This window comes from Geomonas sp. (assembly GCF_035254065.1).
Lineage (GTDB): Bacteria > Desulfobacterota > Desulfuromonadia > Geobacterales > Geobacteraceae > Geomonas.
This window is the reverse complement of sequence record NZ_DATFBA010000374.1, coordinates 18,954-45,101: the sequence shown is the minus strand read 5'-3', so window position 1 is coordinate 45,101 and position 26,148 is coordinate 18,954. Positions and strand designations below refer to the sequence as shown.

Sequence of the window (26,148 nt, the reverse complement as noted above, 5' to 3'; positions counted from 1 at the left end):
CGCCCGGGCGATGGCCACCCGCTGCTTCTGCCCCCCCGACAGGGTCGCCGGGAAGACGTCCCGCTTGTCGGAGAGCCCCACCTTCTTCAGCATGTCCAGCGCGATGTCGCGCGCCTCGGCGGCCGGCTTCTTCTGCACGGTGAGCGGCCCTTCCATGACGTTGCCGAGCACGGTCATGTGCGGGAAGAGGTGGAAGTGCTGGAAGACCATGCCGATCTCGGCCCGCAGGGCGCAGATCACCGGCTGCTTGTCCAGCTGCGGCTTGCCGTGGCGGCGCAGGTAACCGACCTCGCGCCCCTCGAAACGTATCGTCCCCTCGTCGATTTCCTCAAGGAAATTGATGGAACGCAGCAGGGTGGACTTCCCCGAGCCGGAGGGGCCGATGATCACCAGCTTTTCGCCGGGATAGACGGAGAGGGAGACGCCGTTTACCGCGGTCAAACTCTTGAAGCGCTTGGTGATGCCGGTAAGTTCGATGAGCGGCTGCCTATCGGTGTTCATAGATCCCCGCACGGTACTCGATCTTCTCGAAGATGAAGGTGAAGAGGGTGGTGAAGGCCAGGTAGAGAAGCGCAGCCAGCACCAGCGCCGTCACGTTGAAGTAGGTGTTGAAGAGCTGGTCGGCGGAGCGCATCAGCTCGACCATGGCGATGGTGGAGACCAGCGCGGTGTCCTTGATGAGGGCGATGAACTCGTTGCCGATGGGGGGCATCAGCCGCTTGTAGGTCTGCGGGATGATCACCCGGCGCATCGCCTGCCGGTAGCTCATGCCGATCGCCTTGGCGGCCTCCATCTGGCCGTGGTCGATGCTCTGGATGCCGCCGCGGATGATCTCGCCGAGGTAGGCGGAGGAGTTGAGCCCCAGCCCGATGATGGCAGCGGTGGTGGGGGCCAGGGTGATCCCCAGGGAGGGGAGGCCGTAGTAGATGAAGAAGAGCTGCAGCAGAAGCGGGGTGCCTCGGAAGAACCAGATCACGAACCAGCAGAGGGAGGAGACCGCCCGGAAGGAGCTGATCCTCCCCAGCGCGATCAAGAGTCCGCCCAACGGGGAGATCAGCATGGTGCCGACCACCAGGAGCAGCGTGGTGACGGCCCCCTTCAGAAGGGAAGGGAGAAAGCGGAGGCAGTCGTTGAAGAAGGTGACATAGCCGGGCTTCTTGGCAGCCGCCACCGACGCGGCGAAGTTCTTGGCCTCGCTGTTGTCGGGGTAGAGGGCGAGCACCTCTTGGGCCGCGGCCGAAGCCTTGTCCATCTCCCCCAGCGAGAACTGCAGCCGGCCGATCTGCAGGCGGCTGCGCACGTAGGACTCCCCGTCCTCGCCCTTGCCAGGCTTGGGGATCTTCTGCAACTCGGCGACCGCGGCGGGGAGGTCCCCCTGCCCCATCAGCTCGTTCGCCTGCTTGAAGACCAGGTCCGGGTCGACGGGCGGGGCGGCCGCCCACAGCGGCAGGCAGAGCGCCCACAAAAAAAGCAGGGCCGTCGTCACGACCCTGCTGGATGATTTAGTGAAATCAGTCATATACAGCCTTCAGGTACTGCGTTACGGTAAAGCCGGTTGCCTGGCTACCAATTACCACTTCTTCGGGTTGGTGATGTCCTCGGCGAACCACTTGCGGGAGATCTTGGCCATGGTGCCGTCCTTCACCATCTTGTCCAGGGTCTGCTGCACCTTGCTGCGCAGCGAGGTGTCGTCTTTGCGGAAGGCGACGCCGAAGGGCTCCTTGCTGATGAAGCCGGGGAGGACCTTGAACTTGCCGGGGCGCTTGGCGATGAAGTCGCGGCCGGTGACGTTGTCCATCACCACCACGTCGATGCGGGCAGCTTCCAGGTCGAGGAGCGCCTTCGGGTTGTCCTCGTACTCCTTCAGTTCAGCCGGCGCGGTGGGGAGTTTCTTGACCGCGCTCAGGGCGGAGGAGCCTTTCTGGGCGCCGACCTTCACGTTCTTCAGATCCTTCAAGGACTTGTAGCGCTTGTCGGTGAAGCGGACCACGGCGATCTGGCCGTCCATGATGTACGGCTTGGTGAAGGCAACTTCCTTGGCGCGCTCGTCGGTAATGGTCATGCCGTTCCAGATGCAGTCGAACTTCTTGGAGTTGAGGGAGTGGATGACGCCGTCCCAGGCGGTCGGCTGCCACTCGATCTTGATGCCCAGGCGCTTGCCGACTTCCTCGGCGGCGTCGATGTCGAAACCGATCAGCTTGCCGCTGGCATCGCGGTAGCCCATGGGGGGGAAGGCGTCATCGAGACCGATGACCAGCTTGCCGGCTTTTTTGACCTCGGCAAACGAGGAGTCGGCGGCAAAGGTCGGCAGGGCAAAGGCTGCGATCAGGGTGACGGCGAGCAGCAGAATCAGTTTTTTCATCATCTTCTCCCGGAATTGCCAAAACGGCGTAATGGTCAGACCGGCGCGCATTATTCCAGAAATCCCCCTCAAGGTCAAGGTTTTCCGTAAACAGCTTTTTGTTCAGATCAAACAGAGAGAGCAACGGGGGGACACAATCTCCCGTGGAAACAGAAACGCGGATGGTGCGGGCCGTCCCGGTACCTTGACCGATCGGGTGCGCTCCATCCGCGTCTCCTGTTGTGTCTCGTTTGGGGTAAGGGCGCCACCCCATCCTCACCCTCCCCTTTGTACAGTGGGCGGGAGCCGGACAGGGGACAGACACCGGACGGAGCCAGTCCCCTACCCCATCCTCACCCTGTCCCTCCCCTTGAAGGGGAGGGACCTTGGCTCGTCCCCCTCGCCCCCTCGGGGGAGAGGGGCAGGGGTGAGGGCGGGATTTCCTGCTCATCGCGGCACCCTCACCCGGCCTTCGGCCACCCTTTCCCCTGAAGGGGCGAGGGTAGATGGAGGCATGGGGTGATGCCTACGGCAGGTCGTCGCCGCTCTCCACCGGGGCGAAGCCGCGGCGCATGGTGTTCTCGGTGATCACCCGCGGGTCCATGAAGTGCAGCAGGTAGTCGTGCCCACCCGCCTTGGTGCCGACCCCCGACATGCGGGAACCGCCGAAGGGCTGGCGTCCCACCAGGGCGCCGGTGTTGTTGCGGTTCAGGTAGAGGTTGCCCACCCTGAACTCGCGGCGCGCCTGATCAAGGTGCTGCGGGCTGCGGCTGAAGACGCCGCCGGTGAGGGCGAAGCGGGTGGAGTTGGCCCACTCGATGGCCTGGTCGAAGTCCTTCACGCGCATCACCGCCAGTACCGGTCCGAAGATCTCCTCCTGCGCGATGCGATGCTCGGGACGGATGCCGCCGATGATGGTCATCGGCACGTAGTACCCCTCACCCTGCGGCACCTTGCTCTCGTAGAGGAGCTGCCCTTCCCGCTTTCCGACTTCGGCGTACTCCTTGATCGTGCGCTGCGCGTTGGCGTCGGCCACCGCGCCCATGTAGTAGCGCGGGTCCTCGGAGGGGCCGACCATGGTTGCCTCGGCCATGGAGACCAGCCGCTCCACGAACTTGTCGTAGACGGCGTCGACCACGATCACGCGGGAGCAGGCGGAGCACTTCTGCCCCTGGAAGCCGAAGGCGGAGTAGAGGACATGCGGCACCGCCTCGTCCAGGTCGGCGTCCTCGTCGATGATGATGGCGTTCTTGCCCCCCATCTCGCAGACGATCTTCTTCACGTTCTGCTGGCCCGGGTGTACCTTGGCCGCGCGCTCGATGATCCTCAAGCCGACTTCCATGGAGCCGGTGAAGGCGATCAGGCTGATGTCCGGATGGTCGACCAGGTAGTCCCCCATCACCGAGCCGCGGCCGGGGGTGTAGTTGAAGACGCCGGCGGGGAGTCCCGCCTCGCGGAAGATCTCCACCAGGTGCCAGCCGATGATCGAGGTGAGCGCGGACGGCTTGAAGACCACCGGGTTGCCGGCCACGATGGCGGCGGAGACCATCCCCACGCTGATGGCGAGCGGGAAGTTCCAGGGGGCGATCACCGCCGCCACCCCTTTGGGCTCGTAGAAGTAGTGGTTGAGCTCGCCCGGGGCGTTGCCCACCCGGGTGGGGGTGCCCAGGCGGATCATCTCGCGGGCGTAGTATTCCAGGAAGTCGATCGCCTCGGTGACGTCAGCGTAGGCCTGGTCCCACTGCTTGCCGATCTCCAGCACCTGCCAGGCGGAGAGCTCGAAGGCGCGCCGGCGGGCGACGGCTGCCGCCTTGACCAGGTATTCCGCCCGCTTTTCCGGGGAGGTGTCACGCCAGGCCGGGAAGGCCTTCTTGGCGGCGGCGATTGCCTGGCCTACCTCGGCCGTCCCAGACTGGCAGATGGTCCCCAGCACCTCGGAGGGGCGGTTCGGGTTCACGGTCGGCAGCAGCTCGGCGGTTGCGATCTCCTTGCCATCGATGAAGAGCGGGTACTTTTTGCCGTACTGGCCGCGCACGGCCGCGATGTGGCGCGGGAATGCCTCGCGGTGGTCGGGGCGGGTGAAGTCGACCATCGCCTCGTTCTTGAAGGGGGGGAGCGCCTCCTTGACCGGGGCCGGCTCCTGTGCGCGCGCCGCCTTCTCCCTTTGCGCGGTCACCGCCGGGTCCTCCAGCAGCCGCTCGAGCTCGGCATCGCCGGCGAAGCTCTGCCTCAAGAAGGACTCGTTGGCGGTGTTTTCCAGCAGGCGGCGCACCAGGTAGCCCATCCCCGGCACCATGTCGCCGTAGGGGCAGTAGAGGCGGATGCGGCCGGCCACCTTCAGGATGCTGCGGCGCACCGGCTCGGCCATGCCGTAGAGCACCTGGAACTCGTAGCGGTCATCGGAGACCCCGAGTGCCTTGGCGGTCTCCATCACGGTGGAGATGGTGCGGATGTTGTGGGAAGCGCAGGCGAAATGGCAGATGTCGGCGTTCTCCAGGATCTTCTTCGCCTGCCGCTCGAAGGCCGCGTCGCTGTCCGCCTTCACCGTCCAGACCGGCACCTCCCAGTCGTTCTGCTTCGCCTTCACGGTTTCGTAGTCCCAGTAGGCCCCCTTCACCAGGCGGATGGAGATCTGCACCCCCTCTTTCCTCGCCCAGCCGAGCAGTTCCTCCAGGTCGCGGTCGGTATCCTTCAGGTAGGCCTGCAGCACGATGCCCAGGTGCGGGTAGTCGCGGAACTCGAGCTTCAGCCTGCGGAACACCTCGATGATGATCGCCTTGTGCCGGTAGGACTCCATGTCGATGCACATGAAGCCGTTCAGCTCGACCACCTTCACGAAGATGCGGCGCAGCCGGTCCAGGATGGCCACCACCGACCCCTCGAAGTCCTGGGGATTGGCGAGGCAGAAGAGCGCGGTCGGCTTCACCGCGATGTTCACCTTGGGTGCGTGGCCCCAGTCGAGGCTGCCCTGGCCGCTCCCCAGCGCCTTCCACCCCTGCTGCTCCTTCTTCAGGGCCTCCAGGAGCTCCAGGTAGGTATCGGTATAGACCTCAGCCTCCTGCTCGGAAAGGGTGGCCTCCCCAAGGACGTCCACCACGAAGCCGAAGCCGTCTTTTCTCAGCTTCTCCAGGTTCTTGACCGCCTCCTTGGTGCACTCGCCCACGATGAACTGGCGCGCCATCTCCTGGATGTTGGAGGAAAGCACCTTGTTGAGCACGCTGCCGCCGAAGGAGCCGAACATGCCGGCCGCCTTGGCCCCCCAGGAGAGCACCGGCGGCATATCCTTCTCATCGCCGAAGTACTCGCGGATGTGGTCGGTCAACAGCCGGCTGGTGGTCAGCGACGGGAAGACGTCCACGAAGCGGAACATCTGCACCTTGAACTGCTCGTTCTGCATGCTCCAGTCCATGACCTTCCCCATCCAGGCCCCTTTGTTGAACAGTGAGGGCTTTTCGCCGCTGATGGCGGTGAAGAATTCCTTCCCCCGGGATACGATCTTTTCGTTGAGTGCGGTCTGCATGTCAGCCTCCTGTGCTGAATAATTATAATGGTTGGACCATTAGATAATGCATTTTCCCCCGCTTGTCAATACCCCAAGGTAACATCTATGATATTGCATGGGTTCGGGCAAGCTGGTATAAAGGTTGTACCGTTGGCACGGGCAGTGCCCCCACCGGTCAGTACACCAGTTGGAAAAGGATTAGATGATGTTCCGTCAAGCGAAGCAAAGCAGGGTGTACCAGGACGTGGTAGAGCAGATCCAGGAGGCGATCGTCACCGGCAAGCTGAAGACCGGCGACCAGCTCCCGGCCGAGCGGGATCTCAAGGAGAGGTTCCAGGTGAGCCGGGGGACGCTGAGGGAGGCGCTCAGGGTGCTCGAGCAGCAGGGGCTGATCGAGATCCGGACCGGGGTGACCGGCGGCTCCGTGGTCAAGGGGGTGGGGACCGAGCAGGTGAGCGCCAGCCTGGGACTGCTGATCCGCTACAAGAAGGTCTCCCTGCAGAACCTGGCCGAATTCAGGATCGGGCTGGAGGGGGACATCGCCGCCCTGGCCGCCCGGCGCGCGGAGGCCGAGGACGTGGACGGGCTGAAGATCCTCCTTTCCACCGCCGCCGATTACCTGGCCAAGGGGCCCGAATACTGGGACAGCTTCATCAGCACCGACGAAAAGATCCACCTGCGCCTGGCGGAGTTGACCCGCAACCCCCTCTTCATCTCGGTGCTGGAGTCCCTCTCCACCAACATCCACACCTACTACGAGAGCTTTCTCCCCAAGGAGGAGGCGCTCATGCGCGAGAACCACCAGGACATGGTGCAGCTGATCGCGGCCATCGAGGCAAAGGACTCCGAGGAGGCCAGAAGGATCGCCCGCGAGCACGTGCGGCGCTTCAGCTCCTACATGGAGAAGCAGACCGCCTGACTCGAGACTCCCCTCTCCCGAAGGGGGAGGGGCTGGGGGAGGGGGAACTGCCGCCGGACCTGCCGACAACGCCACGTCCGCAGCCAGGGCAAAAAGCAAAAGGCACCCCCCCCTCTCCCCCCTTTACCAAGGGGGGGACCATAATTGCACCGTCATGTGAGGCGTCGCACGCCTGCCGTCTTCGTGGAAACGTCCCTTACCCCTGCCCTCTCCCGACGAGGACCAAGGTAGCGCTCCCAGGTTCGAACAAGAAAGGCCCGGCAGATTCCTCTGCCGGGCCTTTGTCTTGGGAAAGTCCCCTTGCGCTACTCTTAGTCCATCTTGACCGGTACTTTGGCCTTCAGGGCGTACTTGCCGTTCTTCACTTCCAGCAGGGCAAGCGGGGTCTTGATCGGCTCGCGGTTGGCGCGGATGGTGATGGTGCCGGAGACACCTTCGAAGTTCTTGGTCTGACCCAGGGCGGTCTTGAACACCTTGGGATCGTTGCTCTTGGCGCGCTTCATGGCGTCGGCGAGCAGCATCACCGCGTCGTAGCCCTGCGCGTCGAAGAGACCCGGCTCGGCGCCGTTGGACTTCTTCTTGAACGCCTCGACGAACTTGGCGGTAACCGGGGAGGCCTGCTCAGGCGAGAAGCCCAGGGCGCACATGGAGCCTTCCACGGCCGGGCCGCCCAGCTCGATGAACTTGGGCGAGAAGAGGCCGTCGCCGCCGAACATGGAGGCCTTCATCCCCTGCTTGCGGGCTTCCTTCATGATCAGGGCGCCCTCGGTGTAGTAACCGGAGAAGAAGATGACGTCCGGGTTCTTCGCCTTGATGTTGGTCACCTGGGCGGAGAAGTCCTTGTCGCCGTCTTTCACCTTCTCGTCGGCCACGATCTCGATACCCTTGCCCTTGGCGGCGTCGCGGAAGGTCTGGGAGAGGCCGACCGAGTAGTCGTTGTTGTCGGAGGTGATCACCGCCACCTTCTTGTACCCCATGTCCTTGGAGAAGAAGTCGATGCAGGCCGGGATGGCGACGGAGTCGAGCAGGGTGTCGCGGTAGATGAAATCACCGTTCTCCACCACGCCCGGGCCGGTAGCACCGGCGGAGAGCAGCACCACCTGCGCCTTCTGGGCGATGGGGGCGGCGACCTTGGTGATGCCGGTGGTCGGGTCGCCCACGATGGCGACCACGTTGTCGCGGGTGATCAGCTTCTGGGTGACCGAAGCCCCCTCCTGCTTGTCGCCGCGGTCGTCGGCCTCCACGATCTCGATCTTCTTGCCGTTCACGCCACCGGCCGCGTTGATCTCCTCGGCGGCCATCTTCATGCCGTCCAGCGTCGGCTTGCCGAACATGGCGACGTCGCCGGTGAGGGCGCCCAGGAAGCCGATCTTCACGGTGTCCCCGCTGGCAGCGGAGCCTGCCCCTTCTTCCTTCTTCTTGCAGCCGAAGCTACCTGCGGCCAAAAGGCCGACCAGCAGCAGTGCCGCGCACTTCTTAATCGTCATCACACACCTCCCTGTTGGAATGCAGTCGTGCAACTTATAAATCAATTCAAATGATTGGGCAAACAAAAAAGGTCTAGCGGCCGCCCGGCTTGTTGAGGTCGTTCAGAAGCTGGTTGACCTCGTCCAGCTTGCGCTTGAGGGTATCCAGCTCTTCCTTGGTGTAGACCCGGTCGCCTTTCTTGATCTCTTTCTGCAGCTTCTTCACCTTCTTCTGGATGTTGTCCACCTCGTTGGCGCAGTTTTTGGCGGCCAGCAGGCACTCGTCTTTGTCAGCTGCGGTCTGTGCGGCAACCGGAAGGGCGGCAAGCACGACGGCGGCCATGATCATCACGGCTATTTTCTTCATGGTAGGCCTCCTGTAGGTGAGTATGGCGAGCCGCCGGGACGTCAACCCCGGCGGCTCTGGTTTAGAACGTGTAGTTTACCAAAACTTTCACGTCCCAGGGGTTGGAAGGATCCTTGCCACCGGTAGAGACGCCGTCCCAGTAGCTCCCCAGGAAGACGTAGCCGGCGCGAGCGGAGAAGGTCACCGTGTCGGTGAACTTGTAGTTCGTCTCGCCGTTGATCTCGGTGCCGAGGTAGTTGCTGCTGTTCTGCTTGCCGGTCTTCAGGTTGACCGGCTTGAAGATGTTGGCCTTGGCGACGGCTGCGAAGCCGGCATTGGCGCTGGCCGAAATGGACTTGGTGATGGGGAGGTCGTAGCCGACCGAGCCGAAGAACACGCCCTGGTCCTTGTTGTTGGCGTCGAACACGATGGCCGAGTCGTTGGTCAGACCGTTCTTGTCGCGACCGAGGATGACCATCTCGTTGTTCCAGAAGCCCGACTCGCTGTAGCCGAAGTTGCCCGGGGTGTAGAAGGCGTTGGTGTTGCCGTCGTCCTCGGAACCCTCACCGGAGACGTAGAGGAACTCGCTGCGCAGGGTGCCGGGGCCGAGCTTGCTGCGGCCGCCCAGGTTGGCCGCCCAGGCGTTACGGTGCTTGTTGGCGTCGAGCCCGCCGGGGGAGGGGTTGAAGGTGTAGTGGTTCTCGGAGCCGTTGTGGCCGAACTGGTAGATGGCGAAGCCGTCCAGGGTGACCGGGCCGAGGGCGGTGACGAAGTTGGCGCCCAGGTTGCTGACGGTGAGGTCCTCGACCAGCGGGTTGCCGTTGCCGTCCTGGACGTTGACCTTGTTGGAGTAGACGAAGTAGTAGGCAAGGCCCAGGGTAGTGGCGTCGGAGACCTTGTACTTGCCGTCGAAGAGCACCATGTTGCGGGCATCCCTGCCCAGGTCGCTGAAGGGGTTGACCTGCCCGGTGGTGTCGTTCCAGCGGAAGTAGCCCAGGGAGGCGCTCGCCTTCTGGTACTCGTGGGTCAACAGGATACCGGCCATGTCGGCGGAAACGAAGATCCCCTTGAAGGCGTCGTCCACACCCTGCATACCCATCTTGGCGGAGGTGGAGAGGGTCGGCGAGTTGAGGTCGAGGTAGAGGTTCTTGGTCTCGAGGTTGACGGTGTCCGCGCCCAGGGCGCCCCCCTGGTTGCGGTGGGTGGTGTAGCTCGAGTTACCCCAGAAGGAGTAGTCCAGCTCGAACTTGGTGACCAGCTTCACTTCCTGGCTCGCCTTGGCCGTGTAGTACAGGCGGGCGCGCTGCTCGAAGAAGTTGGCCGAGCCCGGATCTGCCGGCTTCAGCTGCGGGTTGTAGCGGGCCCCCGCGTCGTCCAGGTTCCTGGTGCCGTTGAAGTTCGAGTTGTCGAACTGCAGTTGGAACATACCGTGGAACTCGTTCTCCAGTGCCAGCGCGGGCACTGCGGTTGCGGTCAGCGCGCCGGAAAGCGCGAGGACCAGCAGCTTGCTGCTTACTCTCATCTGGTTCCCTCCTCGGAAGAATTGGAGGTGCGCCATACGCGCACCAACCTATTTACAACAACCAACTAAAGGATCTGGTTCAAAAACAGCTTGGTGCGCGGATGGCTGGGGGCCGTGAAGAAATGCTCCGGGGTCCCCTCCTCGATGATGGCGCCGTGGTCCATGAAGACCACCCGGTCGGCCACCTCGCGGGCAAAGCCCATCTCGTGGGTGACCACCACCATGGTCATCCCCTCCCGCGCCAGGTCTTTCATGACGTCCAGCACCTCCCCGATCATCTCCGGGTCGAGCGCCGAGGTCGGCTCGTCGAACAGGATCATCTTGGGGTCCATGGCCAGCGAGCGCGCGATGGCCACCCTCTGCTGCTGCCCCCCCGACAGGCGCCCGGGGTAGACGTTGGCCTTCTCGGTGAGCCCCACCTTGGCCAAAAGCCTGGCCGCCCGCTCCTGCGCCTCCTCCTTGGGACGCTTTCTCACCACCCGCTGGGCGAGGGTCAGGTTCTCCATCACGGTCTTGTGCGGGAAGAGGTTGAAGGACTGGAACACCATCCCCACCTCCTCACGCACCTTGCTGATGTCGGTCTTGGGGGAGTAGAGGTCCATGCCGTTCACGGTCATGGAGCCTGCGTCGATCTCCTCCAGGCGGTTCATGGCGCGCAGAAGGGTGCTCTTGCCGGAACCGGAGGGGCCGATGATGACCACCTTCTCCCCTTCCTGCACGTCGAGCGAGACCCGGTCCAGCGCCCGCAGCCGCCCGTAGAACTTGACCACGTCGCGCGCCTCCACCATCTTGCGCTTGCTACCTGCCGGCATTGATTCGCTCCTCCATGATTCCGATCAGCTTCGAGAAAAACAGCGTGATGATGAGGTAGATCAAGGCAATGACGGTGTAGGTTTCGAAGTAGGTGAAGGACTCGGAGGCGAACTCGCGGCCGCGCCGCAAAAGGTCGGCCACGGCGAGGATGGAGACCAGGGAGGAGTCTTTCAAAAGCGCGATGAACTCGTTGCCGACCGGCGGCAGCACCACCTTGAAGGCCTGGGGGACGATGACGTGGTACATCGCCTGCCCGCGGCTCATCCCCAGGGTGAGCGCCGCCTCCATCTGCCCCTTGGGGATCGACTGGATGCCGGCCCGGAACACCTCGCCCATGTAGGCGCCGTAGCAGATCGCCATGGCCACGATGGCGGAGAGCATGTCGGGGACCTTCACGAAGCGGCCGAGCGCGTAGTAGATGTAGAAGATCTGGACCAGCAGGGGGATGCCGCGGATCACCTCGACGTAGAGCGAGGCGATGCCGTTCAACAGGCGGTTCTGGGCGACCCGCCCAAGGCCTGCGATCAGGCCGATCACCAGGGCGAGCAGGATGGCTCCCACCGTCACCTTGAAGGTAACCAGGATGCCGTCGGGGACGAACTTCAGGACGGTGAGGTAGGGATCGGGCTTGGAGTAGGTGAGCCAGCCCAGCACGCCGATGGCCCCGAAAAAGGCCACCCGCCAGGCGGTGAAGAGCCCCATGTCCCTCTTGGTGGGGATGGCGGCGCCGTCTCCCACCACGATCCGTTTCTTGTCTTCGTTTTCTGCCATTAACATCAAATCCTTCTACCTTGCCTGCGGCGCGGAGGCTCGCTTGGGCACCCCTTCTTACCTGGCGGGGCGCCCGCTTTTACGAAAAGGCAACGCCGCGGGGATGGGAGACCCAGGAGGAGGCCCCGTCCCCGCAGCGTTTCCGAGCTACTTCAACCACTTCTTCTTGAGCTGCTGGTCGATCTTCTTGGCCTTGACGGCGGTGATCCCCTTGTTGAGCAGGGCGACCAGTTCCTTGTTCCCCTTCTTCACGCAGATGCCGTAGGCCTCCTTGGTGAAGGGCTTGCCGGCGATCTTGAACTTCGCCTTGTACTCCTGCTTCTGCAGTGCGTAGATGATGGCGGTCGGCTCGTCGCAGACCACCCCCTGGATGCGGCCGGCTGCCATGTCCTCGAAGGCCAGACCGATCTCGTCGTAGGTCTTGAGCTCGATCCCTGCCACCTTCTTCACCTCGAATGCGCCGGTGGTGCCGATCTGGGCGCCGACCTTCTTCCCTTTCATGTCGGCAAGCTTGGCGGCGTGCTCGGTCTTGGGGACCACCAGGATCTGGCCGGCGTCGATGTAGGGGAGGGAGAAGTCGTACTTCTTCTGGCGCTCGGGGGTGATGGTCACCGAGGAGATCACCGCGTCGTACTGGCCGGAGTCGAGGCCGGCGAAGATGCCGTCCCAGGCGGTGTTCTTGAAGACCACCGAGAAGCCGGCCTCCTTGGCGGCGGCCTTGAGGAAGTCGATGTCGTAGCCGACGATGTTCTTGTTGGCGTCGACCATCTCCATCGGGGGCCAGGTGGCGTCGGTGGCCACCGTGATGGTGCGGGCCGCGGGAGCGGCTGCGACGGTGAACAGGCACAGGGTGAGAGCGGTCAACAGCAGGCTAAATACCTTCTTCATGGTCCCTCCAATGTAATGGCAACAAACAGTTGTTTTAGAGTCTGGAACACTTTATTTGTTAGAATAAACAAATGTTTTATAAGGTTTAACGGCACCTACTTGTAAACAGGTTTGAATACAATGTCAATAGTTTGGTACGACCATTTTTCTTTTTATTTGCATTCGCGGTGAAAAAGAGGGAGAGTAGCGCTCCTTCACGGGAATTCGTTCCCTGTATAGGTTGGACCATTTGGTTCTCCCTCGCCGCCGGTGGGCAAAGGTCGCGAGGGCAATTTCGCAGTTGGAAAATGGTGTTTCATATGCTGAAAAAAGGGGTAGCGGTCCTGCTGCTGCTGGTCACCACCTTCTTTTGGGGGGTCACCTTCACGGTGGTGAAGGATGCGGTGGCCAAGGAGGATGTCTTCGTCTTCCTGTCGCAACGTTTTCTGCTCGCCTTTCTCCTCTTGGTCGTGCTCTGTCTCGCCCAGAGGAGGAAACTGACCCTCGCCTCGCTACGTGACGGCGGAGTGCTGGGCGCCTTCCTCTTCGCCGCCTTCGCCTTCCAGACCGTGGCGCTGCAGTACACGAGCGCCACCAACACCGGCTTTCTCACCGGCCTGAACGTGGTGATCGTCCCCCTGCTGGGCGCGCTCTTCTTCAGGCAGCAGGTGACGCTCCCGGTCGGCATCGGGGCGACCCTCGCCGCCCTGGGGCTCTTTTTCCTCTGCACCGACGGCAGGGCCCTGCAGTTCAACCCGGGCGACCTGCTGGCTGCCATCTGCGCGCTCTGCGTCGCCATCCACCTGCTCTGCACCGGCCGCTTCGCGCGCAAGGGGGGAAGCGATGTCTGCTGGCTCACCGCGGTGCAGATCGGCACCGTTTTCCTGCTGAGCTTCCTCACCGCCCTGCTGAGGGGAAAGCCCGTGCTGACGGTGACCGACGGGACGGAAACTGCCATCGTGGTCTGCGCCGTCTTTGCCACCGTTTTCGCCTTCCTGGTGCAGACCTCGATGCAGCGCCTGTTGAGCCCCGCGCACACCGCGCTCATCTTTTGCTGCGAGCCGGTGTTCGCCGCGCTGTATGCCTGCCGTTTCGGCAACGAGACCTTGGGGAGGTGGGGATTGATGGGGGCGGGGCTGATCGTGGCGGGGATGCTGGTCTCCGAACTGATGCCCGCCGGCCGCCGGGATGAAATTCCGGTTGCCAGCGAGGAGCTGACTGACTAGAATGTCACTCCTCCGGTCGCTGGCGGAACGACTCCGCCGCTGCCGGCACCGACCTTAACAGCACCAGGACAGATGCCCTGCGCCCTTCCAGTTCGGCGAGCGGGGCGAGGACGGGATGCCTCCCAGGCTGTGGCCGGAGGCGCCAAGCACACTAAAAAAGGGGAAATTGCATGAAGCGCTGCATCGCATTGACCGCATTACTCGTCGCCCTCACGGCAGGCTCCGCGCTGGCGAGCGAGGCTCCGGCACCGCCTGAGAACGCCCAGTCCCTCTACCTGCAGGCGGGTAAGGCCGAACGCCAGGGGCATACGGCGAAGGCCCAGGAACTTTACGAGGCGATCATCGACCGCTACCCGACCAGCGAGCTGGCGGTGAAGGCCAACGACCGGCTGCTGGAGCTGATGCGGCCCGTTGCCGCCCCTGCCCCCGCCCCGGCCAAACCGGCTCCCCCCGTCCTGGACGCCAAGGGGAAGGCGCGGGAACTTCTGGAGCTGAAGAAGAAGGCGGACGACATCCAGGACAAGGAATGGCGCCGGCTCTCCCAGGGGTATTTCAGCCGCTACGACCACCGCTACAACCGCGCCGACCTGCGGGAGAAAGAGGCTGAGTGGGACAAGATGTGCGAGGAGAAGGTCAAGAAGGAGTTGGGGATGGGGACCGCCGAGATCCAGCAGAAACTCGATGCTGCCTGCCGCAACCTGGGCATCACCGGCCCCTGCAACGAAAAGGCGCTGCAGTAGCACTCCTGGCGCTGCAGCAGCACCCCTCCTTTGAATACCAAGGCCCTGCGGTTCCCACCGCAGGGCCTTCTTTTGTGCCGGCCGACCGCCACCAGCGGGCCCGCGCCGCCTCTTTCCCGATCGTCCCCTCTCCGCCCGGGGCCCTTTCCACCTTTCCGCGCAGAACCGGTCCGGTCGGCGCTTGCTTCCAAGCTCAGTGGCCGCGCTACGACCAGCAGATGGGCGTAACGGTGAAGAGACCGATGGCAGCGCAACGACTCCGGTGTTATAGCGGACCTTTCAGGACCCAGAACCGTACCGGATTGGTGCAACCTCATCTTTGAACCACCCCTGCTGTTCATCCTGAGCCTTTCTCTTCTAATATTTCTGTCTCCCCCCTCCCCCCACCCCTTAAGGCAAACAGGGCAGCCTGCCGCAATGATTTGAAACGTATACCGCCGAAGCACACCGATGGTGGTACCGCAGGTTACCGGCCTATCATTAACCTGCCGCCGAAACCGACGCCGTTCCACCACCTTAGGGCGATCAAAATGTAAACAACTGGCATGGATTCAGCAATACTCCAGCTGATGCGTCAACGGGGAGCGATCCCCACAACCAACGGAGGAGTAGAGAATGATCAGCTTGCTGGTGGGTTTCATCGCGGTAGCCCTCGTCGTGGTAGCTTTCCAACTGTCCTGCCTCTTCGCCTATCAGGCATCGAAACAGGAGCAGGATGAGCAGGTGGCAGCCGAGCCCTGCTTCGCGGAGTAGAGTCGTTCCCATCCACTTTTGCTGTCGTTAGTGTCTTATCTCTTTGTCACGTAGTCTCTTTCTTCCATGTGATCTAGCAGTCTTGCTTCTCATGTTATGTAGCTGTCGTGCGATGTAGTGGTTGTTATCTGCCGCCTGACGAGGTTGCAGCTCGTGCAATGCAATGGAAGGCCAGTGCGATGTGTTGATGCGGACCTGATGGTTCGGAATGGAATGTATGTTCGGCGTGTGGTGAGCGGCGGCCTTTTTGGGCCGCCGCTTTTTTTATTGGCAGGATCAGGAGAGGCTCTTGGTGGCGAGTTCGAAGACGTCTTTGGCGAGACCTGGCTCGGCCAGGACCCGGTGCAGCTCCTTCTTCATCAGCTCCTGGCGTCCGGTGTCGAAGCGCCTCCAGCGGCTGAAGGGGGTGAGCATGCGTGCCGCGATCTGCGGGTTGATGGCGTTCAGCTTGAGCACCTGGTCGGCCAGGAACTCGTAACCGGCGCCGCTTGCCTCGTGGAAGCGGACCTGGTTGGACTGGCTGAAGGCCCCCACCAGCGAGCGGACCCGGTTGGGATTGCGGATGTCGAAGTCGGGGTGGTGCAGGAGGGCGATCACCCGCTGCAGGGTATCGGGGAGCCGCGAGGTGGCCTGCAGGATGAACCACTTGTCGATCACGCCGCGGTCGTCGCGCCAGCGCTGGTAGAAGTCAGTCAGGGCCTCCTGGCGCTCGGGGCAGTCGCAGCCGGCCAGGGTGCCCAGGGCCCCCAGGCTGTCGGTCATGTTGTCGGCGCTCTTGAACTGCTGCAGGGCGAGGGCGATCGCATCGGGCTCCCCGGTGGCCATCAGGTAGGCGAGGCAGAGGTTGCCAAGCCGCCGGCAACCGGCCAGGCCGTCGTCCGGGCGGTAGGGTGCCTGGGGGGCGCACTTTTCGCGCACCGCCATGAATTCGGCCCGCAGCCTCCTCCCCAGCGTGGCCCGCACGAATTCCCGCGCCTCGTGGACGGCCACCGGGTCGATCACCTCCATCTGCTCGGCCAGGTAGCTCTCCGCCGGCAGGGTCAGCATCTCGGCCAGGAAGGCGCGGTCCTGCTTGTCATCGGCCAGAAGCTCGCCGAAGGAATCGACGAAGCTCTCTTTGACGCTGAGCTCACGCCCGGCCTGATGATCGGCCACCAGCGCCATGATCAGCTGCAGCGCCGCGACCTGCCCCGCCTCCCAGCGGACGAAGGGATCGCTGTCGTGGGTCATCAGGAGGGCCAGGTCCTCTTCTTTGTAGGGGTACTCCAGCTTGACCGGCGCCGAGAAGTTGCGCAAAAGCGACGGCAGCGGGCGCGACGGCAGGTCGACGAAGCGGAAACGGTGGGTCGGGTCCCGCAACTCCAGCACGCGAGAGGTCTGCGAGCTCTCCGGCTCCCCCTCCAGTCTCAGCGGCAGCTCCCGTCCTTCCCGGTCCAAAAGCCCCATGGCCAGCGGCAGGTGGAAGGGGAGCTTGCCGGCCTGCCCGGGCGAGGGAGGGCAGCTCTGGGTGACGGTCAGCGTGTAGCTCCGCGCGGCCTCGTCCCAGTCGTCGGTGACCGAGAGGACCGGGGTGCCGGCCTGGTCGTACCAGCGCATGAACTGGGTAAGCTCGCGGCCGCCGGCGTCGGCCATCGCCTGCACGAAATCGTCCACCCGGACCGCCTGTCCGTCATGCCTCGCGAAGTAGAGGTCCATCCCCGCACGGAACTTCTCCTTGCCGAGCAGGGTCTTAAGCATCCTGATCACCTCCCCCCCTTTGTGGTAGACCGTCATGCTGTAGAAGTTGTTGATCTCCACGTAGGATTCCGGGCGCACCGGATGGGCGAGCGGCCCCGCGTCCTCGGGGAACTGCTGCGCCCTCAGCAGCCGCACGTCCACGATCCTCTTCACCGGGCGCGACTGCATGTCGGCTGAGAACTCCTGGTCCCGGAAGATGGTGAGCCCCTCCTTCAGGGAGAGCTGGAACCAGTCGCGGCAGGTGATGCGGTTGCCGGTCCAGTTGTGGAAGTACTCGTGGCCGATCACCTCCTCGATCGCCTGGTAATCGTCATCGGTGGCGGTCTGGGGGCTGGCCAGCACGTACTTGGAGTTGAAGACGTTCAACCCCTTGTTCTCCATGGCCCCCATGTTGAAGTCGTCGGCCGCCACCACCATGTAGGTGTCCAGGTCGTACTCCCGGCCGAACTGCTCCTCGTCCCAGCGCATGGCGTTTTCCAGCGAGACCAGGGCGTGCCGGCACTTGGCGAGGTTCTTCTTCTCCACGTAGATCTCCAGGTTGACCACCCGGCCGCTCATGGTGGTGAAGCGGTCCGAGATCCGCTCCAGGTCGCCGGCCACGATTGCAAAGAGATAGCTCGGCTTCTTGAAGGGGTCATGCCAGGTCGCGTAGTGGCGGCCGTCCGGGAGCTCCCCCGCGGCGACCCGGTTGCCGTTGGCGAGCAGCACCGGCGTCTTCGCCCGGTCGGCCCTGAGGGTCACCGTGTAGACCGCCATCACGTCCGGGCGGTCGGTAAAGTAGGTGATGCGCCGAAACCCCTCCGCCTCGCACTGGGTGCAGAGCATGGGGCCGGAGACGTAGAGGCCGGAAAGGGCGGTGTTGGCGCTGGGGCTGATCTCCGTCACCACCTCCAGCTGGAAGCGCTCCGGGACCTCCCGGATCGTCAGATGGTGGTCGTCCACCGAGAAGCCGCCCGGGTGCAGCTCCTCGCCGTCCAGCTTGAGCGAACCGAGGATCAGCTCTTCGCCGTCCAAAACCAGCGGGCGTGCGCCGCCGCTTCGGTCGTGGTTGGACCGGATGGCGAGGCGGGAGAGGACGGTGGTCTGCTCGGCATCGAGGTCAAAGGTGAGCTCGACGCTTTCAACCAGGTAGTCTGGCGGCGTGTAGTCCTTCTGGTGAATGGTCGGGTGTACTATTTCGGACATGAGCCTTCCTTTCTTTTCCTTCAGTATCTGTGCGGAGCTATGATTGCCAAGTCTATTACAACAGGTTCTGTGACAGAAGAGAATTGTACGATAAGTGCCCTTCTTTTCAAATGGACATGCCAACCCGGACATTGTAGTATCTACTGCCACGCCCACCAAGCCGAAACGGGCAGTAATACCGGAGGAATATTTAGATGCAGACAGAGAAGCAGAACCTGCGCCTGGAGGGAATATACCCGCAGCGCCAGCAAGAGTTCTTCATGCAGCGGGTCAAGCTCCCGGCCGGCATCATCTCGGCCGAGCAGGCGTTGAAAGTGGCCGAGGTGGCTGAGCAGTACGCACGAGGGCTGGTGCACCTGACCACCAGGGGGAGCATCGAGCTGCACTGGCTCAAGGAAGAGGACCTGGTCACCGTGGCCCGGCAGCTGGCCACCGTGGGGCTCATCAATCGGGGGGCCTGCGGCGGTGCCGTGCGCGGCGTCATCTGCGGCAGCCTCTCCTCGGCGGCCGCACCAGCGCTGGAGGCGCTGGTGAGAAAGATCCACCGCCACTTCTCGGGCAACCCGCGCTTCGAGAAACTTCCCAAGAAATTCAAGATCGGGGTCGAGGCGGACACCGCCAGCCGCCGCCATCTGATCCAGGACATCGGCCTCATTCCCGCCCCTTCCTCCGACGGCAGGGCGCGCTACGACGTCTGGGTGGCCGGAGGGCTCGGCCGGGAGCCGATCCCCGGCTTCCTGCTGGCGGAGGCGGTGCTGGAAGATAGCCTGCTGCCGCTCATCGAGACCATCCTCAGGCTCTACGAGGCCAACACCCCGGCCGGCAAGCGCCTCAAGCACCTGGTGCGCACCACCGGCCAGGACGAGTTCCGCCGCCGGATCCTGGAGGACCCCGCCGCTGCCGTGGAACTCCCCACCGTTCCCAGTCTCACCACCAGCATGGTGCCGGCAGCCGTATCGGATGCGCACCGGCTGGAGGTTGGCATCTTTGCCGGCGAACTGAAGGCCGAGGGGCTCGCCGCCCTGGCCCAGATCGCCAAAGATCACTGCGGCGGGGTGCTGATGGTGACCGGCGATCAGAACGTGGTGCTGCATGTGGCGGGCGACCAGGATCCCTCCGGGGCCGCCGGCGCCCTGCGTGCAGCCGGCTTTCCCGGCGACCAGCCCAAGGAGCGGGTCATCTTCAGGGTCTGCCCGGGAAACCACGAGTGCATCATGGGGCTCGCGCCGACCAGGGATATCGCGGAAGAACTCGTTAAGCAGATGGGCCCCAAGGCGCAGCAGCTTTCCTGGGCCATCTCCGGCTGCCCGAACTCCTGCGCTCAGCCGCAACTCTCCGAGGCCGGCATCATCGCCTCCCGCATGGTGAACGACCCCGCCGGCCGCACACCGCGCTTCGATCTTTTCCGGCGCGGTGAAGCCCCTTTCTCCGAGCTTGTTGAGCAGGGGCTCACCCAGTTTGCCCTCGGCGAGGCGATAAAGGCACTAGGTTAGGCAAGACACCCTTCGACAGGCTTAGCGCAAGCAGGATTACCTTCGGTATCCGTTCGTGCTGAGCCTGTCGAAGCACCCATCCTCAAGCTGAAATAACCCATCCTCGATCCGCAGATAACGCTATCCCCATGAAATTTTTCCTGTACCTCTGGAAGTTCTTCGCTATACTTTCTCCTTATTGAATTAGCAGGCATTAATACCATCCTGCCACCCCCCTCTTGCATAAAGTGGCCATCGGGTACCGCGCAGCTGAGATAGTTTTCGGAGAGCCCTCAGGAGGCGACATCATGTTATCCGCCGTCGGTGAAAGCGCACAGGTCGCCTTGCAGGCCAGCACGGCACCCCCCAGGGACAAGAAGAACTCCGAGAGATCGCTGCAGGGTGCCGGAGTGAAACGGCCGCGAGACACCGTCACCATCTCTCCCGAAGCGGTGCGGCGCACCCACGCCGCGCTGAACTCCACCGAGAAGAGTCCCGACCGCCCCTGGCAGGAAGCGGAGAATGAGTCGGTCGGCACCGAGGATACATGAGTTGGCAAAGGGACAGGGCGAACCCGCATCGGGTTCGCCCTTTCTGCATCCAGCACGCTGCAGCAGGGCACCTTTCCGCAATTAGAATTCGTCAATAATTTGTCAGTTTTGTTACAAAGGCCAGAAAAGTGGACAAAAGCGGCGGACTTTTCAGGGGTTGTGCCTAAAAGGTGGCCAGAGTTGCTTCTGTATCCACGGCAGCTGTGGATAACTTTGTGGAGAACAGCGGGGATGACAGGCGGAATGTTGCCGTATAGCGCTATTTGTAACAAATTGCCTGTTTTTTGTGCATTAGAAAAGGATACGAAAAAGGGTCGCCAATAGGTTGACGACGCCTGCCGAGCTGAAGAAAAAGGGGACCGGATCCGGTCCCCTTTTTTACTACTAATGACTGTACTACCTTGTATTACGCCATGACGAAGAGGAGTTCTTCCTTCTCTACCTTGTCCCCTTCCTTGCAGCGGACCTCGGCGACGGCGCCGTCCTCCTTGGCCTTGATATTGGTCTCCATCTTCATGGCCTCGGTGACCGCCAGGATGTCCCCCGCCTTCACCTGATCGCCCGGCTTCACGTTCACCTTGAGCACCTTGCCCGGCATGGGCGCTCCCACCTGCTTCGGGTTGGATCTGTCCGCCTTCTCCCGCGAGGAGGTCTCGGTCTGCACCGACTGGTCGCGCACGGTCACGCTTCTCGCGTTGCCGTTCAGCTCGAAGTAGATGTTACGGGTGCCGTCGGGCTGCAGCGAGCCGATGGCGTTCAGCTTGACGATCAGCGTCTTGCCCGGCTGGATCTCGATGGAGGTCTCCTGGCCCGGCTCCAGACCGTAGAAGAAGATGGGGGTCGGGATCACCGAGATGTCGGAGTACTCCTGGCGATGTTTGTCGAACTCGACGTAGACGTTCGGGTACATCAGGTAGGACATCAGGTCCTTGTCGTTGACCGGATGACCGACCTTGGCGGCCGCGGCGGCGCGCTCGGCCTCGAAGTCCATCGGCTCCAGGAGCTCACCCGGACGGCAGGTGATCGGCTCGGCGCCCTTCAGGATGACCTTCTGCAACTCCTTCGGGAAGCCCTGGTACGGCTGGCCGATCATCCCCTTGAAGAAGCCGACCACCGACTCGGGGAACGCCAGGTCCTCGCCCTGGGTGAAGACGTCCTCGGGCTCGAGGTTGTTCTTCACCATGAACATCGCCATGTCGCCGACGATCTTGGAGGAGGGGGTGACCTTGACCAGGTCCCCGAACATCATGTTCACCTTGTGGAACATCTCCTTGCACTCTTCCCAGCGGTCGATGAGTCCCAGGCCGGCGACCTGCGGCTTGAAGTTGGAGTACTGTCCCCCCGGGATCTCGTGGTGGTAGACCTCGGCGGTGCCGCTCTTCAGCCCCGACTCGAACGGCTCGTAGTAGTCGCGCACGTTCTCCCAGTAGTTGGCGAGCTGCTGCAGGCCGCGCTCGTTCACCTGCGGGTCGCGCTCGGTCCCCTTAAGGGTGGCCACAAGCGCGTTCATGTTCGGCTGCGAGGTGAGGCCGGAAATGGAGGAGAGCGCCGCGTCCACGATATCCACGCCGGCCTCGGCCGCCTTCAACAGCAGGGCTCCGCCGTTGCCGGAGGTGTCGTGGGTGTGCAGGTGGATCGGGATGCCGATCTCTTCCTTGAGCGCCTTGACCAGCTGGTAGCCGGCAAACGGCTTCAGAAGGCCCGCCATGTCCTTGATGGCGAGGATGTGGGCGCCCATCTTCTCCAGTTCCTTCGCCATCGAGACGTAGTAGGAGAGCGGGTACTTGGTGCGGGTCGGATCGCTGATGTCGCCGGTGTAGCAGATGGCGGCCTCACAGATCTTGCCGGACTTCCTGACGGCGTCCATGGCCACCGTCATACCGCGGGTCCAGTTGAGCGAGTCGAAGACGCGGAAGACGTCGACGCCGGAGGCGGCCGCCTCCTCAACGAAGCGCTGGACGACGTTGTCCGCATAGTTGGTGTAGCCAACTGCGTTGGCGCCGCGCAAAAGCATCTGGAAGAGCACGTTGGGGATCGCCTTGTCGAGGTCATGCAGCCTCTGCCAGGGGTCTTCCTTCAGAAAGCGCATGGAGACGTCAAAGGTGGCGCCGCCCCAGCACTCCAGCGAGAAGAGGTCGCTGGCGAGGTGCGAGGTGGCGTCGGCGATCTTCAGTATGTCGTAGCTCCTCACCCGGGTGGCGAGCAGCGACTGGTGCGCGTCACGCATGGTGGTGTCGGTCAAAAGGAGCTTCTTCTGGTCGAGCACCCACTTGGAGAGCGCCTCGGCCCCCTGCTCGCGCAGGATGTCCTTGGTCCCCTTCGGCTTGTTGGTGAGGAAATCCCCCTCCGGGGCCCTGGCCTCCAAAAGCTCGCCGGAGCGAAGCGGCTTGGCTACCCCGGCGGAGCCGTTGACGATGACCTCGCCCAGGAAATGGAGCACCTTGTTGGCGCGGTCCTTCTTCTCCGGGATCACCAAGAGCTCAGGGTGCTGGTCGATGAAGGAGGTGTTGCAGTCGCCGGACTGGAAGACCGGATGGGTGATGACGTTCTCCAGGAAGCCGATGTTGGTCTTCACGCCGCGGATGCGGAATTCCTGCAGGGCGCGGTTCATCACGTTGGAGGCCGCCTGGAAGGTGAGCCCCCAGGCGCTGACTTTGACCAAGAGCGAATCGTAGTGCGGGGTGATCTGCGCGCCGGTGAAGGCGTTGCCCGCGTCCAGGCGCACGCCGCAGCCGGCCGAGGAGCGGTAGGTGGTCAGGATACCGAAGTCCGGGGCGAAGTTGTTGGCCGGGTCCTCGGTGGTGATGCGGCACTGGATGGCGAAGCCGCGCATCTCGATGGAGCCCTGGTTGGGGATGTTGATCTCCGGGTCGGAGAGCCTCTTCCCTTCGGCGATCAGGATCTGCGCCTGCACCAGGTTGCGGCCGGTGATCATCTCGGTGACCGTGTGCTCGACCTGGATGCGGGGGTTCATCTCGATGAAGTAGTAGCTCCCCTCCTCGTCCAGCAGGAATTCGACGGTGCCGGCGTTGCGGTAGGCGACCTGCTTGGCGATCTTGATGGCGTCGGCGCAGAGCGCGCGGCGGGTGTCGCCGGGGAGTGCCAGCGAGGGGGCGAACTCGACCACCTTCTGGTGGCGGCGCTGGATGGAGCAGTCGCGCTCGAAGAAGTGCACCAGGTTGCCGAAGGAGTCCCCCAGGACCTGCACCTCGATGTGCTTGGGGTTCTTCAGGTAACGCTCCAGGAACACGGATGGGTCGCCGAAGGCGGCCTTCGCCTCGGAGGAGGCGGACTGCAGCCCCTCCAGCAGCTCCTTCTTGTCGGTGGCCACCCTCATGCCGCGGCCACCGCCGCCGGCCGCCGCCTTGATGATGATGGGATAGCCGTAGTTCTTGGCGAAGATCAGGGCGTCCTCTTCGTGCTGGATGGGCTCCTCGGTGCCCGGCACGGTCGCCACGCCGGCGGCCTTGGCCACCTTCCTGGCCGCGACCTTGTCACCCAGGGCCCGCTGCATCTCGGCGGTCGGTCCGATGAAGGCGATGCCGTTGGCCTCGCACTTCTCGGCGAACTCGGCGTTCTCGGCCAGGAAGCCATAGCCGGGGTGGATGGCGTCCACCTCGACCTTCTTGGCGAGGGCGATGATCTCATCGATGCCGAGGTAGGCGTCGATCGGCTTCTTCCCTTTGCCGACCTGGTACGCCTCGTCCGCCTTGTAGCGGTGCAGCGAGAGCTTGTCCTCTTCCGAGTAGATGGCAACCGTGCTGATACCGAGCTCGGTGCAGGCGCGGAAGATCCTGATTGCGATCTCGCCGCGGTTGGCCGCCATAACCTTCTTGAATTTCCTTCCCTCCATCGCTTCTCCTTTGGCTGGGCTTGACCCTTACGTGAAGAGCCAATTAGTGATAGTAAAAAATTATACTCAGAGTAAAAAAGTGAATGATATCAATTACTTACAAGGGTCATAAAATAGGTTATAGATAAAACCATTTTCTTTCCGATTTGTCAACCGCAATACCGTTATAAACCGCACACCTTCCCCGAACCAGTACAGGTGAGACCGAAGGGGGCACGGCCGGTAAACCACGTTTTGGGAAGAGGGCTTCAAAAGCTTTCAAGTATAGCAAAAAACGTCGCAGCGTCTGCCCGGAATCCCGCACGCCGCCGAGCTTTGCGCCGACGGAAACCTTGACAATCCGGCTTAATATCAAATAACATACACACTTTCGGCCATATCAGTAAAAAAACAACCCATCCTCTCCCCGACCCTCCCCTTGAAGGGGAGGGAGCTTCACACCGCGGCTCCCAGGGAACTGGTTGCCGCTGGCACCACGTCCCCTCCCCTTCAAGGGGAGGGACAGGGTGAGGATGGGTTTCGACGGCCACAGTCAAATTTCTCGGAGACAAGGTTGAACTGGAAAGCGATCGGCATTTTCGACTCCGGCATCGGCGGCCTCACCGTCCTCAAAGAGGTGGTGCGGGCCCTTCCGCAGGAGGATACCATCTACCTTGGCGATACCGCCCGGGTCCCCTACGGCACCAAGTCGCCGGAGACGGTGATCCGCTACTCGCAGCAGATCGCCCGCTACCTCCTGAGCCGCGACATCAAGCTGCTGGTGGTCGCCTGCAACACCGCCTCCGCGGTGGCGCTCGCCACCCTGCAGAAGGAATTCCCCATCCCGGTGGTGGGGGTGATCGAACCGGGCGCCCGCGCCGCGGCCGCCGTCACCAAGAGCGGCAAGGTCGGCGTGATCGGCACCGCCGCCACCATCGGCTCCAGCGCCTACACCAAGGCGATCAAGCGCATCAATCCCGACATCGAGGTGGTCACCCGCGCCTGCCCGCTTTTCGTGCCGCTGGCCGAAGAGGGGTGGGTGGACAACGAGGTGGCCAGGCTGACGGCGCGCATCTACCTGGAAGAACTGAAGGTACAGCAGGTCGACACCCTGGTGCTTGGCTGCACCCACTACCCCATCCTGAAGCAGGTGATCGGCGAGGTGATGGGACCGGGGGTGAAGCTGGTGGACTCCGCGGAGCAGACCGCGCTCACCGTGGCGCAGATCCTCTCCGAGGGAGACCTTCTGCGTCCCAAGGGAGAGAAGGGGAACCACCACTACTACGTGACCGACATCCCGGCCGGATTCATCCGGGTCGGCAACCGCTTCCTGGGCGGCCGGCTGGGTGACGTCTACCAGGTGGACCTGGAGCAGGAACTTCAGGAGGGAGAGTGCCTTGAAGAAGCGTAGAACCCAGGCCAAGTACCTCCTTTTGGCCTCCTTCCTGCTGTTCGCCGTGGTGCTCGGCGCCCTTATCTTCCGCAAGTACCACACCGCCAGTGGTCCGCTGGAGCCTTCCCCGACCACTGCCCAGCAGGGAACCACGGTGGTCACCCTCTTCTTCGGCTCCCCCGATGGCAAGGGGCTGGTCCGCGAGGGGCGCGAGGTGGAGATCGAGGAAGGGCTCGAGGAGAGCATCGAGACGGTGATGGACGAGCTGGTCAGCGGCCCCATCGGCTCCAGCGCACCCACCATCCCGGCAAACACCAGGGTGCTGGGGGTGAAGGTGATCGGCAACGTGGCGCACATCGACTTCGGCTCTGAGTTGAAAGAGGGGACCCCGCCCGGCAGCGCCGCCGAGACCGCCGCGGTCTACTCCATCGTCGACACGGTGACCACCAATTTCCCGCAGATAAAGTCGGTGCAGATCCTGATAGAGGGAGCCCCGGCGGAGACCCTGCAGGGGCACCTGGACCTGAAAGAGCCGCTGCCGCCGGACTTCACGCTGGAAGGGAAGAAGGCGGAGCAGGCCGAGACACCGGCCCCATCGCAGAAGTAGCCAAGCCGTTCGCCCTGAGCCTGTCGAAGGGTGAGGGATCTGCCCCCTCACGCCCCCCTTGTTAAAGGGGTGCCAGGGGGGATTTGCTTTGGACGTACAGCTGCG

Annotated in this window: 20 protein-coding genes; 8 read left to right on the top strand and 12 right to left on the bottom strand. The window is 63.1% G+C overall.

Annotation, left to right across the window (positions count from 1 at the left end; translation table 11 throughout):
• The 4 genes from VJ604_RS17675 to pruA form a co-directional block, all read right to left on the bottom strand.
• Positions 1-501, bottom strand: a 501-nt coding sequence (locus VJ604_RS17675; protein WP_324084807.1) for an amino acid ABC transporter ATP-binding protein, incomplete at its 3' end; no start/stop codon positions are given.
• Entirely contained in the window at positions 488-1,519 is a 1,032-nt protein-coding gene (locus VJ604_RS17670; protein WP_324084805.1) for an ABC transporter permease subunit, read from the bottom strand. The genes VJ604_RS17675 and VJ604_RS17670, both read right to left, overlap by 14 nt.
• 51 nt (positions 1,520-1,570) lie before the next feature.
• The gene (locus tag VJ604_RS17665; RefSeq protein WP_324084803.1) at positions 1,571-2,362 is read right to left on the bottom strand and encodes an amino acid ABC transporter substrate-binding protein; all 792 of its coding nucleotides are present in this window, start codon (positions 2,360-2,362) and stop codon (positions 1,571-1,573) included.
• Between the two features lie 505 nt (positions 2,363-2,867).
• On the bottom strand, positions 2,868-5,861 hold the full coding sequence (gene pruA / locus VJ604_RS17660; RefSeq protein WP_324084801.1) for an L-glutamate gamma-semialdehyde dehydrogenase: 2,994 nt from the start codon (positions 5,859-5,861) through the stop codon (positions 2,868-2,870).
• Between the two features lie 187 nt (positions 5,862-6,048).
• Here pruA and VJ604_RS17655 point away from each other — a divergent pair, with 187 nt between their 5' ends.
• Positions 6,049-6,762 (top strand): FadR/GntR family transcriptional regulator, encoded by a 714-nt coding sequence (locus tag VJ604_RS17655; protein WP_324084799.1) that lies wholly within the window; start codon positions 6,049-6,051, stop codon positions 6,760-6,762.
• A gap of 311 nt (positions 6,763-7,073) precedes the next feature.
• On the opposite strand, the gene VJ604_RS17650 is transcribed toward VJ604_RS17655, so the two are convergent.
• From VJ604_RS17650 to VJ604_RS17625, 6 genes are all read right to left on the bottom strand, one after another.
• Entirely contained in the window at positions 7,074-8,249 is a 1,176-nt protein-coding gene (locus VJ604_RS17650; RefSeq protein WP_324084797.1) for an ABC transporter substrate-binding protein, read from the bottom strand.
• 73 nt (positions 8,250-8,322) lie between these two features.
• Entirely contained in the window at positions 8,323-8,595 is a 273-nt protein-coding gene (locus VJ604_RS17645; RefSeq protein WP_324084796.1) for a coiled-coil domain-containing protein, read from the bottom strand.
• A 61-nt stretch (positions 8,596-8,656) separates the two neighbouring features.
• Positions 8,657-10,096, bottom strand: coding sequence for a hypothetical protein (locus VJ604_RS17640; protein ID WP_324084794.1), 1,440 nt, complete (start codon positions 10,094-10,096; stop codon positions 8,657-8,659).
• 65 nt (positions 10,097-10,161) lie between these two features.
• Complete coding sequence (locus tag VJ604_RS17635; protein ID WP_324084792.1) at positions 10,162-10,908, bottom strand: ATP-binding cassette domain-containing protein; 747 nt, start codon at positions 10,906-10,908, stop codon at positions 10,162-10,164.
• The gene (locus tag VJ604_RS17630; RefSeq protein ID WP_324084790.1) at positions 10,895-11,680 is read right to left on the bottom strand and encodes an amino acid ABC transporter permease; all 786 of its coding nucleotides are present in this window, start codon (positions 11,678-11,680) and stop codon (positions 10,895-10,897) included. Before VJ604_RS17630 ends, VJ604_RS17635 begins: the two co-directional genes overlap by 14 nt.
• Before the next feature lie 147 nt (positions 11,681-11,827).
• Positions 11,828-12,568: a basic amino acid ABC transporter substrate-binding protein gene (locus tag VJ604_RS17625; protein ID WP_324084789.1), complete on the bottom strand. Its 741-nt coding sequence runs from the start codon at positions 12,566-12,568 to the stop codon at positions 11,828-11,830.
• A 287-nt stretch (positions 12,569-12,855) separates the two neighbouring features.
• Between VJ604_RS17625 and VJ604_RS17620 the strand changes: the two genes are divergently transcribed.
• The 3 genes from VJ604_RS17620 to VJ604_RS17610 all read left to right on the top strand — a co-directional run bounded on the left by VJ604_RS17620 (position 12,856) and on the right by VJ604_RS17610 (position 15,266).
• A complete protein-coding gene (locus VJ604_RS17620; RefSeq protein ID WP_324084787.1) occupies positions 12,856-13,773 on the top strand; it encodes a DMT family transporter in 918 nt (305 codons plus the stop codon).
• A 170-nt stretch (positions 13,774-13,943) separates the two neighbouring features.
• Positions 13,944-14,513 (top strand): outer membrane protein assembly factor BamD, encoded by a 570-nt coding sequence (locus VJ604_RS17615; RefSeq protein ID WP_324084785.1) that lies wholly within the window; start codon positions 13,944-13,946, stop codon positions 14,511-14,513.
• 615 nt (positions 14,514-15,128) lie between these two features.
• Positions 15,129-15,266, top strand: coding sequence for a hypothetical protein (locus tag VJ604_RS17610; RefSeq protein ID WP_324084783.1), 138 nt, complete (start codon positions 15,129-15,131; stop codon positions 15,264-15,266).
• Between the two features lie 276 nt (positions 15,267-15,542).
• Here the strand turns inward: VJ604_RS17610 and pepN are convergent, their stop codons facing one another.
• On the bottom strand, positions 15,543-18,188 hold the full coding sequence (pepN, locus tag VJ604_RS17605) for an aminopeptidase N (protein ID WP_324084781.1): 2,646 nt from the start codon (positions 18,186-18,188) through the stop codon (positions 15,543-15,545).
• Positions 18,189-18,382: 194 nt separating this feature from the next.
• Here pepN and VJ604_RS17600 point away from each other — a divergent pair, with 194 nt between their 5' ends.
• Together VJ604_RS17600 and VJ604_RS17595 are read left to right on the top strand one after the other, a co-directional pair.
• Positions 18,383-19,681, top strand: a complete 1,299-nt coding sequence (locus VJ604_RS17600; protein ID WP_324084779.1) for a ferredoxin-like domain-containing protein — start codon at positions 18,383-18,385, stop codon at positions 19,679-19,681.
• 287 nt (positions 19,682-19,968) lie between these two features.
• Complete coding sequence (locus tag VJ604_RS17595; protein WP_324084777.1) at positions 19,969-20,211, top strand: hypothetical protein; 243 nt, start codon at positions 19,969-19,971, stop codon at positions 20,209-20,211.
• A 406-nt stretch (positions 20,212-20,617) separates the two neighbouring features.
• On the opposite strand, the gene VJ604_RS17590 is transcribed toward VJ604_RS17595, so the two are convergent.
• On the bottom strand, positions 20,618-24,064 hold the full coding sequence (locus VJ604_RS17590) for a pyruvate carboxylase (protein ID WP_324084775.1): 3,447 nt from the start codon (positions 24,062-24,064) through the stop codon (positions 20,618-20,620).
• 553 nt (positions 24,065-24,617) lie between these two features.
• Here VJ604_RS17590 and murI point away from each other — a divergent pair.
• Together murI and VJ604_RS17580 are read left to right on the top strand one after the other, a co-directional pair.
• The gene (murI, locus tag VJ604_RS17585; protein ID WP_324084773.1) at positions 24,618-25,454 is read left to right on the top strand and encodes a glutamate racemase; all 837 of its coding nucleotides are present in this window, start codon (positions 24,618-24,620) and stop codon (positions 25,452-25,454) included.
• The gene (locus tag VJ604_RS17580; RefSeq protein ID WP_324084772.1) at positions 25,441-26,043 is read left to right on the top strand and encodes a GerMN domain-containing protein; all 603 of its coding nucleotides are present in this window, start codon (positions 25,441-25,443) and stop codon (positions 26,041-26,043) included. The genes murI and VJ604_RS17580 overlap by 14 nt, the downstream gene beginning before the upstream one ends.
• Positions 26,044-26,148 lie beyond the last annotated feature (105 nt).

Coding starts and splice junctions, on each gene's coding strand:
- VJ604_RS17670 (WP_324084805.1), bottom strand. CDS start 1,519: ATGACTGATTTCACTAAATCATCCAGCAGGGTCGTGACGACGGCCCTG.
- VJ604_RS17665 (WP_324084803.1), bottom strand. CDS start 2,362: ATGAAAAAACTGATTCTGCTGCTCGCCGTCACCCTGATCGCAGCCTTT.
- pruA (WP_324084801.1), bottom strand. CDS start 5,861: ATGCAGACCGCACTCAACGAAAAGATCGTATCCCGGGGGAAGGAATTC.
- VJ604_RS17655 (WP_324084799.1), top strand. CDS start 6,049: ATGTTCCGTCAAGCGAAGCAAAGCAGGGTGTACCAGGACGTGGTAGAG.
- VJ604_RS17650 (WP_324084797.1), bottom strand. CDS start 8,249: ATGACGATTAAGAAGTGCGCGGCACTGCTGCTGGTCGGCCTTTTGGCC.
- VJ604_RS17645 (WP_324084796.1), bottom strand. CDS start 8,595: ATGAAGAAAATAGCCGTGATGATCATGGCCGCCGTCGTGCTTGCCGCC.
- VJ604_RS17640 (WP_324084794.1), bottom strand. CDS start 10,096: ATGAGAGTAAGCAGCAAGCTGCTGGTCCTCGCGCTTTCCGGCGCGCTG.
- VJ604_RS17635 (WP_324084792.1), bottom strand. CDS start 10,908: ATGCCGGCAGGTAGCAAGCGCAAGATGGTGGAGGCGCGCGACGTGGTC.
- VJ604_RS17630 (WP_324084790.1), bottom strand. CDS start 11,680: ATGGCAGAAAACGAAGACAAGAAACGGATCGTGGTGGGAGACGGCGCC.
- VJ604_RS17625 (WP_324084789.1), bottom strand. CDS start 12,568: ATGAAGAAGGTATTTAGCCTGCTGTTGACCGCTCTCACCCTGTGCCTG.
- VJ604_RS17620 (WP_324084787.1), top strand. CDS start 12,856: ATGGTGTTTCATATGCTGAAAAAAGGGGTAGCGGTCCTGCTGCTGCTG.
- VJ604_RS17615 (WP_324084785.1), top strand. CDS start 13,944: ATGAAGCGCTGCATCGCATTGACCGCATTACTCGTCGCCCTCACGGCA.
- VJ604_RS17610 (WP_324084783.1), top strand. CDS start 15,129: ATGATCAGCTTGCTGGTGGGTTTCATCGCGGTAGCCCTCGTCGTGGTA.
- pepN (WP_324084781.1), bottom strand. CDS start 18,188: ATGTCCGAAATAGTACACCCGACCATTCACCAGAAGGACTACACGCCG.
- VJ604_RS17600 (WP_324084779.1), top strand. CDS start 18,383: ATGCAGACAGAGAAGCAGAACCTGCGCCTGGAGGGAATATACCCGCAG.
- VJ604_RS17595 (WP_324084777.1), top strand. CDS start 19,969: ATGTTATCCGCCGTCGGTGAAAGCGCACAGGTCGCCTTGCAGGCCAGC.
- VJ604_RS17590 (WP_324084775.1), bottom strand. CDS start 24,064: ATGGAGGGAAGGAAATTCAAGAAGGTTATGGCGGCCAACCGCGGCGAG.